We start from the raw sequence: 18,217 nt of genomic DNA on the forward strand, positions 1-18,217 counted from the left end.
CGTCCGGCGATTGAGGACGGCGAAGGCGACGCCCGGGTCACTCCTCCAAGGTCAGTCCCTTACGGAGCTTGACGAGGGTGCGCGACAGGAGTCGCGACACGTGCCCCTGGAAGAAGCCCAGCTTCTGCGGCGAGCGCGACACCAAGAGGTTCTTGGCCTGCTGGTGGTGCAGGAGCCGCACGCCGACTGATCTGTGCGTTCGGGACACGCCGGGGCGCAAGCGGGGACTGGCCGTCGACGTACTGGGGCTGATCATCGGCGTCATCATCCACGGCGCCCTGCTGGACATCACCGTCGAGGTCGTTCGCCGCAACCCGCGGACGATCAGGGCAAGGGCTTCGTCCCGCAGCTGAAGCGGTGGGTAGTAGAGCAGGTCAACGGCACCCTGATGCTGGACCGGCGAGGTGTCCGGCGGGGCCGCGGTCGTCGTGGCGATCTGCTCGGCCGAGTCCGCCCTGCCCTCGCCGACGTTGCCCCGCACCTCATCGGCCTTGCCCTGCGCCTCTTCGTCGCGAACTCCGGGTCCGCCCAGCGCGAGAGCCTTCGGTGGTGGCATCGGACGGACCCCCCTCCCACGCATGTCGGTGCCGACAGGAACGCGGCAGCCGGAGCCGGCGTACCCGGGGTCGGGGAGAGGTGGAGCCGCCACGCGTTCGGACGTCGCGGTGAGTGCACTCGCGCGCAGGGGTCAACAGCTCCCGCCTTTTGTCTAAGGAATTTCACAGAACGCGCCCGCAGAGTCCTTTTGGTGAGTTATCGGGTCGACGGCGAAGCTAACATCGAGTTCGAGCCAGCCGGTGTAGCCGCCGACGACCTCGATGCATGGACTGTGAATCGATGGAGGAGTCTTGGTCGACGCCCTGCACCCCCCTGTGTCGCTGCCTACCAAGCGGAGCTGCCCCTTCGATCCTCCGGATGGCTACACCCCGCTGCGTGAGCAGGAGCGAATAACGCGCATGAGTTATCCGGGCGGCACGCCCGGGTGGCTCATCACCCGCCATGCTGAAGCAAAGGAACTTTTCACCCATAAGAGCTTCAGCGCGCGCCAGGAAGGGCTGATCGCCCCCGTCCCCACGGAGCTGGCGTACGAGGGTCCGGCCGATCCGGGTGCTTTTGCGAAGACGGACGACCCGGTCCACAGCAAGTATCGCAAGCTGGTCACCGGCTTTTTCACGGTCCGGCGCACGCGTCAACTCACCCCCATGATCGAGCGAATCGTGCACGAGCAGCTCGACGATCTGGAAAAGGCCGGGCCGGGCGCCGACCTGGTGGAGGTCTTCACCGAATCCGTTTCCTCCCGGGTGATGTGCGAGATGATCGGCGTCCCCGAATCGGAGCGGAAGAGCCTCCAGTGTCATGTGGAGACACTCGGCCGGCTCTCCTCCACCGTCCCCGAGGCGCTCGCCGCCGTGTCCGGGATGAGCGGGTTCCTGGCCCGCTTCGTCCCCAGCAGGATGGGCGACCCCCGGGACGACATCCTCGGGGACCTCATCCGCGGCGGGCAGCTCACCGAGCAAGAACTCATGGGCATGACCGCCACGTTGATCACCGGGGCCTTCGACACCACGGGCAACATGCTCGCCATGGGCGTCTACACCCTGCTCGAGCACCCCGATCAACTGGTCAAGCTCCAGGAGGACCCGGAGCTCATGGGGGCCGCCGTCGAAGAGCTCCTCCGCTTCCTCACCATCTCTCACCTCGGGGCCAGCCGGTGGGCGCTCGAAGATGTCGAGTTCGCCGGTCGGACCATCAAGAAGGGCGAGGTGGTCACTGTCGCCCTCCCCGCCGTCAACCGCGACCCCGAGCGCTACGAGAACCCCGATCAGCTGGACATCGGCCGTACGGATCACGGGCACCTGGGGCTCGGCCACGGCGTCCACCAGTGTCTCGGCCAGCATCTCGCCCGGACGATCCTGCGCGTCGGCTACGAGGCCCTGTTCGACAGGTTCCCCACGCTGCGACTGGCCGTACCGGCCGATGAGGTCCCGATGCGGGACGACTGCGTGCACTACGGCCCCAGGTCGCTTCGCGTCACCTGGGACGACTGATCGAGACGTACAAGCGGTGAATGCGACGGACGGTGGGACGTTCTCCCACCGTCCGTCACCGTCATGCAAGAGGGCCCACAAGACGCAGACATGTCGGCCCATCTCGAACAACAAGGTAGGACTGAGACCCGATGAGGATCACCGCCGACCGTGAGGTGTGCTGTTCGGCCGGCCAGTGCGCGTTGATCGCGCCTGACCTGTTCGACCAGAGCGACGAGGACGGCTCCGTCGTTCTGCTCGACGCACAGCCCGACACCGGACGGCTGGACGTTCTGCGCGAGGTCGTATCCCGTTGCCCGAGCGGTGCGATCCGCCTCGAAGAAGACCCTGGCGCGTGAAAACAGGGCCTGAGATTTCGGGGGCACGAATGCTGGCGGAGAACGCGACCGTGGCAAGGATCACACTGTTGGTGAAGCGCCGCTGAAACCAAATCCCCGGGAAACACGTCCGAGGCGTCAACCATGCCTGAGTGGGTTTCTAGGGTTTCCCTTACGGAACCAGAGCTAATGTGGCCGGTGTCCGTCTGGCAATGCGTGTTTTCGTAACTTTCAGGTCCGTTGCGCTCTTCCAGCGAACGACGCGTCAAGTGTGGAGTTTCTGATGCCTGCTGCATCCAACCAGAACAAAGCCGTTGAAGCGCTGCGCAAGTCGTTCAAGGAAATCGAGCGGCTCCGGCGTCAGAACCGCCAGCTGGTCAGTTCGGCCACCGAGCCCATTGCCATCATCGGTATGGCCTGCCGATTTCCGGGTGGAGTGAATTCCCCCGAGGCGCTGTGGCGCCTGGTCGCCGATGGATCGGACGCCATCTCGCCCTTCCCGACAAACCGCGGCTGGGACGTGGAGGGGATCTACAATCCGGATCCGGAGCATCCGGGTACCAGTTACGTTCGCGAAGGCGGCTTCCTCCACGACGCGGATCAATTCGACTCCGCGTTCTTCGGCATCCCGCCCCGCGAGGCCCTGGCCATGGACCCGCAGCAGCGGCTGCTCCTTGAGACGTCGTGGGAGGTCATGGAGCGGGCGGGCATCGACCCCGCGTCGTTGCGTGGCAGCCAGACAGGCGTCTTCACCGGCGCCATGCACACCACTTACGCTTCCGAGGCCGCGCAGATTCCGGACGAGATCGAGCCGTACCTCCACAACGGCGCCACCACCAGCATCGCCTCGGGCCGTGTCTCCTACACCTTCGGTTTCGAAGGCCCCGCGCTGACGGTGGACACCGCCTGCTCATCGGCGCTGGTCGCCCTGCACCTGGCCGCGCAGGCGCTGCGGCAGGGCGAGTGTTCCATGGCGCTGGTCGGCGGTGCGACGGTCATGGTGAGCCCCAAGGGCTTCGTCACCTTCAGCCGCCAGCGCGGACTGGCCGCCGACGGCCGGTGCAAGGCGTTCGCCGACGCTGCCGACGGCACCACATGGTCCGAGGGCATCGGTGTGCTGCTGGTGGAACGGCTGTCCGACGCGCGGCGCAACGGGCACCAGATCCTGGCGGTGGTGCGCGGCTCCGCCGTGAACCAGGACGGCGCGAGCAACGGTCTTACGGCCCCCAACGGCCCCTCTCAGCGCCGCGTGATCCGGCAGGCCCTCGAGAACTGCGAGTTGACCACCAGCCAGATTGACGCGGTCGAGGCGCACGGTACGGGCACGACGCTGGGTGACCCGATCGAGGCGCAGGCGCTGCTGGCCACCTACGGGCAGGACCGGCCGGAGGGACGGCCGCTGTGGTTGGGCTCGCTGAAGTCGAACCTCGGTCACGCACAGGCCGCTGCCGGTGTGGCCGGCGTCATCAAGATGGTGATGGCGATGCGGCACGGCGTGCTGCCGAAGACACTGCATGTCGACGCCCCGTCGAGCCACGTGGACTGGTCCGAGGGCGAGATCGAGCTGCTGACCGAGTCCAGGCCGTGGCCGGAAACGGGCGAGCCGCGCAGGGTCGGTGTGTCCTCGTTCGGCGTGAGCGGGACGAACGCGCATGTGATCCTGGAGCAGGCTCCGGAGGTTGAGGCGGCCGAAGCCGAGGCTGCCGAGGAGCCTGCCGACGGCGGCGTCGCGGGTCCGGTGGCCTGGGTGGTGTCGGGCAAGAGCGACACCGCGTTGCGGGCGCAGGCAGGCCGGCTGCGGGAGTTCGTGGCGGAGCGTCCGGAGCTGGGCGCCGCCGATGTGGCGCTCTCCCTGGCGACGACCAGGTTCGCGTTCGAGCAGCGCGCCGTGGTGACCGGGACCAGCCGTGAGGAGCTCCTCGAGCGCCTGGAGGCGGTGGCCGAGGGGGCGAAGCTCCCCGGTGTGGTCTGGGGGAAGGACGCCGAAACACCTGGTCGTTCGGTGTTTGTGTTCCCGGGTCAGGGGGCGCAGTGGCTCGGTATGGCGGTGGAGCTGCTGGAGTCCTCGCCGGTGTTCGCGGAGGCGATTGGCGAGTGTGAGTCGGCTCTGTCGGCTTACGTGGACTGGTCGTTGACGGACGTGCTGCGCGGGGCTGACGGTGCGCCTGGTTTTGACCGGGTGGATGTGGTGCAGCCGGTGTTGTTCGCGGTGATGGTGTCGCTGGCGAAGCTGTGGCGTTCGGTGGGGGTCGAGCCGGACGCGGTGATGGGTCACAGCCAGGGTGAGATCGCGGCGGCCTGCGTTGCGGGTGCGCTCTCGCTGGAGGACGCGGCGAAGGTGGTGACCCTGCGTTCGCAGGCGATCGCCGCCGGTCTGGCGGGTCGTGGTGGCATGGTCTCGGTCGGGCTTCCCGTCGACCAGGCCAGGGAGCGTATCGCCGCCTGGAACGGTGCGATATCCGTTGCTGCGGTCAACGGCCCGGGTTCGGTTGTGGTGTCCGGTGACGCGGGTGCGCTGGACGAGATGGTCACCCAACTTGAGGGTGAGGAGATCCGCGTCCGCCGTGTCCCGGTGGACTATGCCTCGCACTCCGCCCATGTGGAGGAGATCCGCGAGGAGTTGCTGAAGGTACTGGCGGACATCGCGCCGCGCTCATCGGAGGTGCCGTTCTATTCGACGGTGTCCGGTGAGCTGGTGGATACGGCCGATCTGGACGCGGGGTACTGGTACCGGAATCTGCGGCAGACGGTGGAGCTGGAGTCCACGACTCGCCTCCTGCTCGATGAGGGCCACACCGTGTTCATCGAGGTGAGCCCGCATCCGGTATTGACCCTGCCGGTGCAGCAGACCGTGGAGGCCGCCGAGGCGCAGGCCGTGGTCGTCGGCACGCTGCGGCGGGACGAGGGCGGACCCGAGCGGTTCCTGACCTCCGCAGCTGAGCTTTACGTCAGCGGAGCAAGCGTTGACTGGCGGAAGGTGTTCGCCGGACACGGTGCTCGCCAGATCGACCTGCCGACCTACGCCTTCCAGCGGGAGCGCTTCTGGCTTGATGCCCCCGCGGGTGTGGGCGATGTGGGCTCGGTGGGGTTGGGTTCGCTGGGGCACCCGTTGTTGGGTGCGGTGGTGTCGTTGGCCAGTGGTGGCGGGGTGCTGCTGAGCGGACGGTTGTCGCTGGCCACGCATGAGTGGCTGGCGGATCACGCCGTCCACGGGGTGGTGCTGCTGCCCGGGACGGCGTTCGTGGAGCTGGTGGTACTGGCGGGCGATCAGGTCGGCTGTGGTCGGGTTGAGGAACTGATCCTGGAAGCGCCGCTGATCGTGCCCGAGAAGGGCGGGGTGCACCTTCAGGTTGAGGTGGAGGAGGCGGATGCTTCTGGCTTCCGCGAGGTGAGTGTGTTCTCGCGGGAGGAGGCGGAGGGTGAGGGTGCCGCCTGGACGCGGCATGCCCACGGTCTGCTGGGTTCGGCCGCGCCCGGCTCCGAGGCCCGGTTCGACTTCGGTGTGTGGCCGCCGGTGGGGGCTGAGTTGGTTGATGTGTCGGGTGAGTATGCGCGGGCGGCGGAGAACGGGTTGGAGTATGGGCCTGTTTTCCAGGGGTTGAGGCGTGCGTGGCGGCGTGATGGTGAGGTGTTCGCGGAGGTCGGGCTCCCGGAGGGTGAGCGGGAGCGGGCGGGCCTGTTCGGCTTGCATCCGGCGTTGTTCGATGCCGCGTTGCATGCGATGGGTGTGAGTGAAGGTCTGGCGGGTGGTTCGGGGAGTTTGCTGCCGTTCTCCTGGCGTGGGTTTGCTCTGGAGGCGGTGGGTGCGACCTCGCTGCGGGTGCGGTTGGCGTCGGCGGGCGCTGGGTCGGATGCGGTGTCGGTGCTGGTGGCTGACGAGTCGGGGCGTGGGGTGGCGTCGGTCGAGTCGCTGGTGCTGCGTCCGGTTGACGCGGATCAGCTTAATGCCGCGGGCGGGGTGGCGCGGGATGCGCTGTTCCAGGTGGAGTGGGTGGATGCGCCCGGGGTTGTCGTGGCGGGTGAGGTGGCGCCGCGGACTGAGGTCGTGCGGGTGGTCTCCGGTGGTTCGGATGTGGTGAGTGAGGTGTACGGGCGGGTCCTTGAGGTCCTGGAGCGGGTGCAGGCGTGGGTGGCGGACGAGGATCTCGCGGGTGAGCGGCTGGTGGTGGTGACCCGGGGCGCTGTCGACGCGGGCGATGGTGTGCGGGACATGGCCGGGGCTGCGGTGTGGGGTCTGGTGCGGTCCGCGCAGTCGGAGAATCCTGGGCGTCTGGTGCTGGTGGACACCGATGACGTGGACGGTGTCGACGGTCTGCTTCCCGGGGTACTGGCTCTGGGCGAGGAGCAGGTGGTGGTGCGGTCGGGTGCGGTGCGGGTGCCGCGCCTGGGCCGGTCGCTGCCTTCGGGTGACGCTCCGGAGTCGGGGGTGTTCGGCGCTGGCGCGGTGCTCGTGACCGGTGGCACGGGTGTTCTGGGTGGTTTGGTGGCCCGGCATCTGGTGGCCCGGCATGACGTCAGGAAGCTGGTGCTGCTGTCTCGCCGTGGTGCGGAGGCCGAGGGCGCGACGGAGCTGCGGGCGGAGCTGGAAGCGTCTGGCGCCGAGGTGGTGATCGCGGCGTGTGACGCAGCGGATCGCCAGGCTTTGGCTGGGGTGTTGTCGGGGTTGCCGGCGGGCTTCGCGTTGAGTGGTGTGGTGCACGCGGCGGGTGTGCTGGATGACGGGCTGCTGACGTCGTTGACCCGTGAGCGGGTTGAGCCGGTGTTGCGGGCGAAGGTGGACGCGGCGTGGAACCTGCATGAGCTGACCGAAGGGTTGGACCTGTCGGCCTTCGTGTTGTTCTCTTCGGCCACTGGTGTGCTGGGCGGCGCGGGGCAGAGCAATTACGCGGCGGCGAATGTGTTCCTGGACGGCCTGGCGTCCTGGCGCCGGACTCAGGGGTTGCCTGGTGTGTCGATGGCGTGGGGTCTGTGGGCCGAGGCCAGCGGCATGACCGGACACCTCGGCGAGGACGACGTCCAGCGGATATCCCGCTCGGGCCTGGTACCACTGGCCACGAACGAGGGGCTTGAGCTGTTCGACGCGGCTCTGATCTCGGCTGCGGTTGTTCCGGTTCTCTTCCGGCTGGACATCCCGGCGCTGCGTGCGCAGGGCGCCGAACTCCCCGCCCTCTTCCGCAACGTCGTGCCGGGGATGACGGTCCGGCGCGTCGTGGGCGCCGGAGCCGCGGACGTGGACGACATCGCCGCCCGTCTGCGGCGGCGACTGGCCGGCATGTCCGAGGCGGATCAGGAGCAGTTCCTGCTCGAGGAGCTGATCCGCGTCCAGGCGGCCGCCGCCTTGGGACACGCGAAGTCGGACACTGTCGAGGTGGGACGGCCCTTCAAGGAACTGGGCTTCGACTCGCTCACCGCCGTGGAACTGCGGAACCGTCTGAGTGCGGAAACGGGTCTGCGCCTCCCGGCCACGCTTGTCTTCGACTACCCGAACCCGACCGTACTGGCGGGCTATCTGCGCTCGGAGATCCTCGGGGCGCAGGAGACGGCCATCGCGGCGCCGACGGCGGACGGATCCGCCAACACCCCGGCACACACGGACGACGACCCGATCGCGATCGTCGCCATGAGCTGCCGTTTCCCCGGTGGGGTGCGGACGCCCGAGGAACTCTGGCACCTGGTGATGGGTGGTACCGACGCCACCGCCTCGCTCCCGTCCAACCGCGGCTGGGACCTCGAGACGACGTACGACCCGGACCCCGCGCGCGAGGGCACGTACTACGCCCGCAACGGTGGCTTCCTCTACGACGCGGACCAGTTCGACCCGGCGTTCTTCGGGATCTCGCCGCGTGAGGCGCTCTCGATGGACCCGCAGCAGCGGCTCCTGCTGGAAACCTCGTGGGAGGCGTTCGAGCGGGCTGGTATCGACCCCGAGTCGGCGAAGGGAAGCCGGACCGGAGTCTTCGTCGGCGTTGTGTACAACGACTACGGCACCCGGCTGCAAGGGAACGCCCCCGAAGGCTTTGAGGGCTATCTCGGCACCGGCAGCGCGGGCAGCGTGGCCTCGGGCCGGATCTCCTACACCCTGGGCCTGGAAGGGCCCGCCGTGACGGTGGACACCGCGTGTTCGTCGTCGCTGGTCGCGCTGCACCTCGCGGTCCAGGCGCTGCGCCAGGGCGAATGCGACTTGGCGCTCGCCGGTGGTGCGACGGTGATGTCCACACAGGCCGGGCTGGTGGACTTCAGCCGTCAGCGCGCGCTGTCCGCCGATGGCAAGTGCAAGGCGTTCAGCAATGGCGCAGACGGATTCGGATTCGCCGAAGGCGTCGGGCTGCTGCTCGTCGAGCGGCTGTCGGACGCCCGGCGCAACGGCCACGAGGTGCTGGCCCTCGTCCGGGGCTCGGCTGTCAACCAGGACGGTGCGTCCAACGGCCTGACCGCCCCGAACGGACCGTCGCAGCAGCGGGTGATCCGCGCGGCGCTCAAGACCGCCCGTCTGTCGGGCGCCGAGGTCGACGTGGTGGAGGCGCACGGTACGGGTACGTCGCTGGGTGACCCGATCGAGGCGCAGGCGCTGCTGGCCACGTACGGCCAGGACCGGCCCGCGGAACAGCCGCTGTGGCTCGGATCGGTGAAGTCGAACATCGGCCATTCGCAAGCGGCGGCCGGTGTGGCCGGCGTCATCAAGATGGTGATGGCGATGCGGCACGGCGTGTTGCCGAAGTCGCTGCACATCGACGAGCCGTCACAACACGTGGATTGGTCAGCGGGCGACATCGCGCTGCTCACCGAGGCCACAGCCTGGCCGGAGTCGGGCCACCCGCGCCGCGCCGGCGTGTCGTCCTTCGGCGTGAGCGGTACCAACTCGCACGCGATCCTGGAGGAGGCGCCGGAGGCCGAGGCGGCCGACGACGCTGAGGCCGAGGTCGCCGATGGTCCGGTGGCGTGGCTGGTGTCGGGCCGTAGCCAGGAGGGGCTGCGGGCGCAGGCGGGGCGGCTGCGGGAGTTCGTGGCCGGGCGTCCGGAACTGGACGCCGCTGATGTGGCGTTGTCGTTGGTGTCGTCGCGTTCGGTGTTCGAGCACCGTGGGGTGGTGACGGGTGCCGGCCGTGAGGAGCTTTTGGCGCGGTTGGGTGTGTTGGCCGGGGACGAGGTGGCCTCGGGTGTGACTCGTGGTGTTGCTGATGTGCGTGGTCGTTCGGTGTTTGTGTTCCCGGGTCAGGGGGCGCAGTGGGCGGGTATGGCGGTGGAGCTGCTGGAGTCTTCGCCGGTGTTCGCGGAGGCGGTCGGTGAGTGTGAGACGGCTCTGTCGGCTTACGTGGACTGGTCGTTGACGGATGTGCTGCGTGGTGCCGAGGGTGCGCCTGGTTTTGACCGGGTGGATGTGGTGCAGCCGGTGTTGTTCGCGGTGATGGTCTCCCTGGCGAAGTTGTGGCGTTCGGTGGGTGTGGAGCCGGATGCGGTGATGGGTCACAGCCAGGGTGAGATTGCCGCGGCGTGTGTCGCGGGTGCGCTCTCGCTGGAGGACGCGGCGAAGGTGGTGGCCCTGCGTTCGCAGGCGATCGCCGTCGGTCTTGCGGGTCGTGGTGGCATGGTGTCGGTCGGGCTTCCGGTGGACCAGGCGCGGGAGCGTATTGCCGCTTGGGGCGGTGCGATATCCGTTGCTGCGGTCAACGGCCCCGGTTCCGTCGTGGTGTCGGGTGACGCGGGTGCGCTGGATGAGATGGTCGCCCAGCTGGAGGGTGAGGAGATACGCGTCCGCCGTGTCCCGGTGGATTACGCCTCGCACTCCGCGCACGTGGAGGAGATCCGGGACGAGCTGTTGAGGGTTCTGGCGGACCTGAGGCCCCGTACGTCCGAAGTGCCGTTCTACTCGACGGTGTTCGGCGAGCTGGTGGACACGGCCGCTCTGGACGCCGAGTACTGGTACCGCAACCTGCGCCAGACGGTTGAGCTGGAGGCCACCACCCGCACCCTGCTCGGCACCGGGCATGGTGTGTTCATCGAGGTGAGCCCGCATCCGGTGCTGACCCTTCCTGTTCAGCAGACGGTCGAGGCCGCCGAGGCCCAGGCTGTGGTTGTGGGGACCCTGCGCCGCGACGAGGGCGGGGCCGAGCGGTTCCTGACCTCGGTCGCCGAGCTCCATGTCAATGGGGGCGCGGTTGACTGGCGGAAGGTGTTCGCCGGACACCGTGCCCGCCGCGTAGAGCTGCCGACGTACGCCTTCCAGCGGCAGCGGTACTGGCTGGACGCCGTCTCGGCTGCTGAGGTGGCGGCCGCCGGTGACGGCTTGAGCGCCGATGCGGTGGACACGCGTTTCTGGGAGGCGGTGGAGCGCGAGGATCTGGAGGCGCTGGCGCGGACGCTGGAGGTGGAGGACGAGGAGCAGCAGTCGTCGTTGACGGCGCTGCTTCCCGCGCTGTCGTCGTGGCGTCGTCAGCGGCGTGAGCAGAACACGGTCGGCAGCTGGCGTTACAAGGCGGTCTGGAAGCCACTGGCATCCGCGTCCGAGTCGACGCTCTCGGGCACCTGGCTCGTGGTCGTTTCGGAAGCCTGTGGTGACGAGACTCTGGCTGCCGCCGTGCTGGATGGATTGACCGGCCGTGGTGCGCATGTCGTCTCCGTGGTCGTCGGGGCGGCGGATGACCGCGAGGTGGTCGCGGAGCGGCTGCGTGGGGCGCTCGACGGGGCTGGGGTGGAGTCGTCGGGTGTGGCGGGTGTGTTCTCGCTGCTGGCGCTGGACGAGGCCGGGCATCCGACGTTCGGTGTGGTGCCGGGCGGTCTGGCCGCGTTGGTGGGGCTGGTCCAGGGGCTGGGTGATGCGGGTGTGGTGGCTCCGCTGTGGTGTGGCACTCGGGGTGCGGTGTCGGTGGGTCGTTCCGACCGGCTGGTGAGCCCGGTGCAGTCGATGGTGTGGGGCCTGGGCCGGATCGTAGGGGCGGAGTATCCCCAGCGCTGGGGCGGTGTTGTGGACCTGCCCGAGACGCTCGACGAGCGGGCCGTATCGCGACTGGCCGGGGTGCTGGCGGGTGCGGAGGGCGAGGACCAGGTCGCGGTGCGCGGCTCCGGTGTGTTCGCCAAGCGCATGGTGCGGGCCGCGGCGGCTGAGGACGCGGAGGGCCGCGGGCCTTGGCAGAGCCGGGGTTCGGTGTTGGTGACGGGTGGTACGGGTGCGCTGGGTGGCCATGTGGCTCGGTGGTTGGCGCGTACGGGTGCTGAGCATCTGGTGTTGACCAGTCGTCGGGGGATGGAGGCTGGGGGCGCCGTCGAGTTGAAGGCGGAGCTTGAGGGTCTGGGTGCCCGGGTGACGGTGGCGGCGTGTGATGCGGCGGACCGTGAGGCTTTGGCGGCGGTGCTGGACGCGATTCCGAGCGAGTTCCCGCTGACCGGTGTGGTGCATACGGCGGGTGTGTTGGACGACGGTGTTGTGGACGCTCTGACGGTGGAGCGGGCGGCTGGGGTGTTGCGTCCGAAGGTGGACGCGGCACGGAATCTGCATGAACTGACCGCCGGGATGGACCTGTCGGCCTTCGTGTTGTTCTCCTCGGCGGCGGGCACGTTGGGTGGTCCGGGTCAGGGGAGTTACGCGGCGGGTAACGCGTATCTCGACGCGTTGGCGTTGCAGCGGCGTGCGGATGGCCTTCCCGCGACCTCGATCGCCTGGGGCGCCTGGGCCGGGAGTGGTATGGCGGTTGCCGGGGAGCTCGAAGAGCAGATGAGCCGCTCGGGGATGCTGGCCATGTCCCCCGAGCTGGCGATTTCGGCGCTGCACCAGGCGTTGGACCACGATGAGACGTTCCTCGCCGTCGCGGACATCGACTGGACACGTTTCGAAGCGGACTCTTTCGACACCCCCCTCTTCCGCGAGTTGCGCAGCGCGCGGACCACGGCCACGGGGAAGCAGTCCACGCCGGGCAGCGCCGACCGTGGGCGGGCGGAACTTCACGACCGGCTGGAAGCTCTGCCCCGGGAGAAGCGCGAAGCCGCGCTGCGCGATCTGGTGCGTGCCCAGGCCGCCGATGTCCTCGCTCACGACAGCGCGGACGCGGTCGCCTCGGACCGTGCCTTCCGCGACCTCGGATTCGACTCGCTGACCGCCGTTGAACTGCGCAATCGGATCGGCGCGGCGACCGGGCTGCGGCTGCCGGTCAGTCTGGTCTTCGACTACCCCACGCCCACGGTGCTGGCGCGGTTCCTGAACGGCGAGATGTTCGGTGCCGAGGAAGGTGGCGCCGCCGAGATCACGCCGACCCGATCGGACTCGTTCGACGAGCCCATCGCGATCGTGGCGATGAGCTGCCGCTTCCCTGGCGGCGTGCGGAACCCCGAGCAGCTGTGGGATGTGGTGAACGCCGGAGCCGACACGATCTCCGGATTCCCCGACGACCGTGGCTGGGACCTCGACGGGCTCTACGACCCCGACCCCGACAAGCCGGGCAAGACCTACGCGCTCACCGGCGGATTCCTGGACAACATCTCCGACTTCGACCCGGAATTCTTCGGTATCTCACCGCGTGAGGCCCTGGCCATGGACCCCCAGCAGCGGCTGCTCCTTGAGACGTCCTGGGAGGCGTTCGAGCGGGCCGGCATCGACCCGGCGGCGTTGCGCGGCAGCCAGGCCGGTGTCTTCATCGGCTCGAACTATCAGGACTACAGCGGCCGGGCGATCAGCGCGCCGGACGGTGTGCAGGGCTATCTTGGACTCGGCAGCGCGTCCAGCGTCGCCTCCGGCCGTCTCTCCTACACCTTCGGCTTCGAGGGCCCGGCCGTGACGGTGGACACCGCGTGTTCGTCGTCGCTGGTCGCCCTGCACCTGGCCTGCCAGTCGCTGCGCCAGGGCGAGTGCGACATGGCGCTGGCCGGCGGTGTGACGATCATGGCCACGCCGGGCACGTTCGTCGAGTTCAGCGCCCAGCGTGTGCTGTCGCCGGACGGACGGTGCAAGGCGTTCTCCGCCGAGGCCGATGGCACCGGCTGGTCCGAGGGTGTGGGCCTGCTCCTTGTGGAGCGGCTGTCGGACGCCCGGCGCCGCGGCCACAAGGTGCTGGCCGTCGTCCGGGGTTCGGCGATCAACCAGGACGGTGCTTCCAACGGTCTTACGGCGCCGAACGGCCCGTCGCAGCAGCGTGTGATCGGCAAGGCTCTTGAGAACGCGGGTCTGTCGGCCGCCGATGTGGACGCGGTCGAGGCCCATGGCACGGGCACCTCGCTGGGTGACCCGATCGAGGCGCAGGCGCTGCTGGCCACCTACGGCAAGGAGAAGTCCGAGGACCAGCCGCTGTGGCTGGGTTCCATCAAGTCGAACATCGGGCACACGCAGGCCGCCGCCGGTGTCGCGGGTGTCATCAAGATGGTGATGGCCATGCGCGAGGGCGTCCTTCCCAAGACCCTCCACGCGGACGAGCCCTCCCCGCATATCGACTGGACCAGCGGCGCCGTGTCGCTGCTGAACGAGGCGACCGCGTGGCCGGAGACGGACCGCCCGCGCCGGGCGGCCGTGTCGTCCTTCGGGATCAGCGGCACCAACGCGCACACGATCATCGAGGCGGCCGACCCCGTTGAGTCGCCGTCGCCGGAGACGGGTGGCGATGCCACCGGTTCGCCGGCCGGTATCACGGTGGTTCCCTGGCTGCTCTCCGGCAGCAACGCCGATGCGCTGAGCGCTCAGGCCGGGCGGCTGCGCGAGTTCGACGGTGTGCGCACCGCGGACGCCGGTGACGTCGCCGACATCGGCTATTCACTGGCGACCGCCCGTTCCGCCCTGCCCTACCGCGCCGCTGTGGTCGCGGAGGACCCGGCGCAGTTCCGCTCCGGGCTCGAAGCGCTGGCGGAGAGCAGGAACGCGGCCACGCTGATCCAGGGCGTGGCACGGGCCGAGCACAAGACGGCGTTCCTGTTCTCGGGCCAGGGTGCGCAGCGGCTCGGCATGGGCCGGGAGCTGTACGACGCCTTCCCGGTGTTCGCCCAGGCGCTGGACGAGGTGTGCGCGTATCTCGATATGCTGCTCGACCGTCCGCTGACCGAGGTGATGTTCGCGGCCGAGGGCAGTGCCGACGCCGAACTGCTGAACCAGACGGCGTTCACCCAGCCCGCGCTCTTCGCCATCGAAGTGGCGCTCTACCGGCTCCTGGAGCACTGGGGCATCACCCCGGATGTGCTGATCGGCCACTCCATCGGTGAGATCGCCGCCGCCCACGTGGCCGGGGTGTTCTCCCTGGAGGACGCGTGCGCCCTGGTGGCGGCCCGTGGCCGGCTGATGCAGGCGCTGCCCGAAGGCGGCGCGATGGTGGCCGTCCAGGCGCCCGAGGAGGAGGTCGCCGCGTCGCTGGCCGGTCGTGAGGCCGAGGTGAGCATCGCGGCCGTCAACGGCCCCACGGCCGTGGTCATCGCGGGCGACGAGCCCGCCGTGCTGGAGATCGCCGGACAGTGGGAGCGAGAGGGCCGCAAGACACGCCGCCTGCGGGTCAGCCACGCCTTCCACTCCCCGCGCATGGACGGTGTGCTCGGTGACTTCCGGAAGGTCGTCGAGGGGCTGTTGTTCGCCCCGCCGACCATCTCCCTGGTCTCCAATGTCACCGGTACCCCGGCCGACGCTGACGAGGTGTGCTCGCCGGAGTACTGGGTCCGGCATGTGCGCGAGGCCGTGCGGTTCGCGGACGGGGTGCGGACCCTGGAGAACCTGGGCGTGACCTCGTTCGTCGAGGTGGGCCCGGACGGTGTGCTCACCGCGATGGCGCAGGACTGCCTGACGGCCGCAGAATCCGATGGCGCGGTCGCTCCCGCCCTCGTACCCGTGCTGCGCAAGGACCGGCCCGAGCTCCATTCGCTGACCATGGCGCTGGCCGAACTCCACGTCCACGGCGCCACGGTGAAGTGGGACGCGGTGTTCGCCGGGCATGGCGCCCGGCGGGTGGAACTGCCCACCTACGCGTTCCAGCGGCAGCGCTACTGGCTCGAAGCCGCGCCGACCACCAGTGGAGATGTGACATCGGCCGGCCTGGACTCGCCCGACCATCCGCTCCTCGGCGCCGCCGTCGCCGTGGCCGAAACCGACACCTACCTGTTCACCGGGCGCCTGTCGGTCGCCACTCAGCCGTGGCTGGCCGACCACGCCTTCGCGGACACCGTTCTCTTCCCCGGCACGGCCTTCGTGGAACTGGCCCTGCGCGCGGCCGAGCAGGTGGGCTGCGAGCGGGTGGAGGAACTGACCATCGAAATGCCGTTGGTCCTGCCCGTGCGCGGCGCGGTCCAGATCCAGCTCGCCGTGGGCGAGCCCGACGAGTCCGGAGCCCGCTCGCTCAACCTGTACTCCAGGCCCGAGGACGCCCAGCCGGACGACCCCTGGACACGTCATACGACCGGCCTGCTCAGCAGGGACCCGTCCACCACGGCACCGGAGTCCGTGGCCGCCGACTTCGCCGTGTGGCCGCCTGTGGAGGCGAAGGCCATCGACGTGGCGGATCTCTACGACCGGTTCATCGACGTCGGCTTCGCCTACGGCCCGGCCTTCCAGGGGCTGCGCGCCGCCTGGCGCCGTGGCGACGAGATCTTCGCCGAGGTCGACCTGCCCGAGGCGCAGAACGGTGAGGCCGCGCGCTACGGTCTCCACCCGGCGCTGCTCGACGCGTCTCTGCACACCGTGGCGTTCAAGCCGTCCGGCAGCGACGGCAGCACCCTCCCGTTCTCATGGAACGGCGTGACCCTCCACGCAAGCGGCGCGTCCGCGCTGCGCGTACGGCTGACGAGCGTCGGCGAGGACACGGTCTCCCTGCATGTCACCGACACCTCCGGCGCGCTCGTCGCCTCGGTCGACTCCCTCGTACTGCGGCCCGTGGCCCCGGAGCAGGTCAACTCCGCCCAGCCGCACGAGTCGCTGTACCAGGTCGAATGGGTGCCGACCGCCCCGGAGACGAGCGGCGCGGCCACCGGGCGCTGGGCGCTCGTCGGACCCGACCAGGCCGAGCTGACCGGCGTCCTCGGATCGGCCGATGTCACCATGGACACCTACCCGGACTTCGCGGCCCTGGCCGAGGCCATCGACGCGGGCGCGACCTCGCCCGACGTCGTACTCGCCACGAACGTGTCCCGCACCGGCCGGACACGGGAACTGGCACAGGCGGTACGGGAAGCCGGCCACCACGCCCTCGACCTGCTCAAGAGCTGGCTGGCCGACAACCGCCTCGGCGCCTCCCGGCTGGTGTTCCTCACCCAGGGGGCCATCGTCGCGGGCGACGACACCGATGTGGCCGACCCCGCCAGTGCGGCCGTCTGGGGCCTGGTGCGCTCGGCCCAGTCCGAGAATCCCGGCCGGTTCGTCCTGGCCGACCTGGACGACCAGGAAGGCTCGCGCCGGATCCTCCCCGCGGCGCTCACCACCGACGAACCACAGATCGTGGTCCGGAACGGCACGGTCCTGGCCGGCAGGCTGGCCCGGGTAGCGGCGCGCGACAGCGCGTCCGAGCAGGGCGGCGCGCGGTCGGCCACGACCGGCGTCACCTGGGACCCGCAGGGCACCGTCCTGGTCACCGGGGCGGCATCCGGCCTCGGCGGCCTGGTCGCCAAGCACCTCGTCGGCGAGCACGGCGTCCGCCACCTCGTGCTGGTCAGCCGCCGCGGCCTCGCCGCGGACGGCGCGGCCGAACTGCGGACGGAGCTCACGGACCTCGGCGCCCATGCTGTGGTCGCCGCCTGTGACACCGCCGACCGCGACTCCCTCGCCGCGCTCCTGGCCTCCCTGCCGGACGAACACCCGCTCACCGCCGTGGTGCACACCGCCGGAGTGCTGGACGATGGCGTCGTCGAAGCCCTCACCCCCGGGCGGGTCGACCGTGTGCTGCGGCCCAAGGTGGACGCGGTGCTCAATCTGCATGAGCTGACCGCCGGTCTCGACCTGTCCGCGTTCGTGCTCTTCTCCTCGCTCTCCGGGACCCTCGGCGGCACCGGCCAGGCCAACTACGCGGCCGCCAACGCCTTCCTGGACGCGTTCGCCCACCGGCGCAGGGCCGAGGGCCTTCCCGCCCAGTCGCTCGCCTGGGGCCTGTGGGAGGAGCGCAGCGGCATGACCGGCAAGCTGGACGAGGCCCATATGCGGCGCCTCGCCCGCGAAGGCGTGACCCCGATGTCCTCCGAGGAGGCCCTGGCCCTGTTCGACACCGCTTGCGGTATCGACGCGGCCACCCTGGTCCCGGCACGGCTCAACGCCGCGGCGTGGCGAGCCCAGGACGGGCCGATCCCGGCGCTGCTGCGGGGCATCATCCGGACCACGGCTCGACGCGGCGCCGCGAAGGCGTCCACGGGCGGCTCCGGTGCCAACCCCGCCGACCTGCGTCGCCGTATCGGCTCGATGAACCCCGCCGCCCGGCAGCAGGCGCTCCTCGAACTGGTCACGGAGCACGCGGCCATGGCACTGGGCCACGACAGCCCGCGCATGATCGCCCCTGACCGTGGCTTCCTCGAGCTCGGCTTCGACTCGCTGACCGCGGTCGGACTGCGCAACCAGCTGGGCACGGTGACCGGCCTGCGGCTCCCCGCCACCCTGCTGTTCGACTACACGACGTCCAGGGCGCTGGCCGGCTACCTGGCACAGGTGCTTGTCGCGGAAGAGCCGGACGCATCGCTGGTGCTGCCGGTTCTGTCGGAGCTGGAGAAGTTGGAGAGCTCAATCGCCGAGGTGGTGGCGGACGAAGCCGCCACGGCACGTCTCACCTCGCGCTTGCAGCAGGTCCTGGCGAAGCTGACCGCGGGGCAGCAGGCGGAGACGGCGAATGGTGGGGTCGCCGCCGCCGACACGTTCGAGTCGGCGACCGACGACGAGATCTTCGACTTCCTCGACGAGGAGCTCTCGTGACGCGGACGCCC

3 protein-coding genes and 1 pseudogene are annotated in these 18,217 nt (G+C 69.7%); all 4 read left to right on the top strand.

The window, feature by feature from the left end; genetic code table 11:
- Window positions 1–200: 200 nt before the first annotated feature.
- Window positions 201–451 (top strand): annotated as a pseudogene (locus tag IEY91_RS42765) (IS5/IS1182 family transposase); the annotation flags it as partial.
- 505 nt (window positions 452–956) lie between these two features.
- Window positions 957–2,048 (top strand): cytochrome P450, encoded by a 1,092-nt coding sequence (locus tag IEY91_RS21355; RefSeq protein ID WP_189175253.1) that lies wholly within the window; start codon window positions 957–959, stop codon window positions 2,046–2,048.
- A 131-nt stretch (window positions 2,049–2,179) separates the two neighbouring features.
- Window positions 2,180–2,386, top strand: coding sequence for a ferredoxin (locus IEY91_RS21360; RefSeq protein WP_164317627.1), 207 nt, complete (start codon window positions 2,180–2,182; stop codon window positions 2,384–2,386).
- A 262-nt stretch (window positions 2,387–2,648) separates the two neighbouring features.
- Window positions 2,649–18,206: a type I polyketide synthase gene (locus tag IEY91_RS21365; RefSeq protein WP_189175254.1), complete on the top strand. Its 15,558-nt coding sequence runs from the start codon at window positions 2,649–2,651 to the stop codon at window positions 18,204–18,206.
- Window positions 18,207–18,217 lie beyond the last annotated feature (11 nt).

It is taken from the genome of Streptomyces lasiicapitis (assembly GCF_014646335.1).
Taxonomy (GTDB): Bacteria; Actinomycetota; Actinomycetes; order Streptomycetales; family Streptomycetaceae; genus Streptomyces; species Streptomyces lasiicapitis.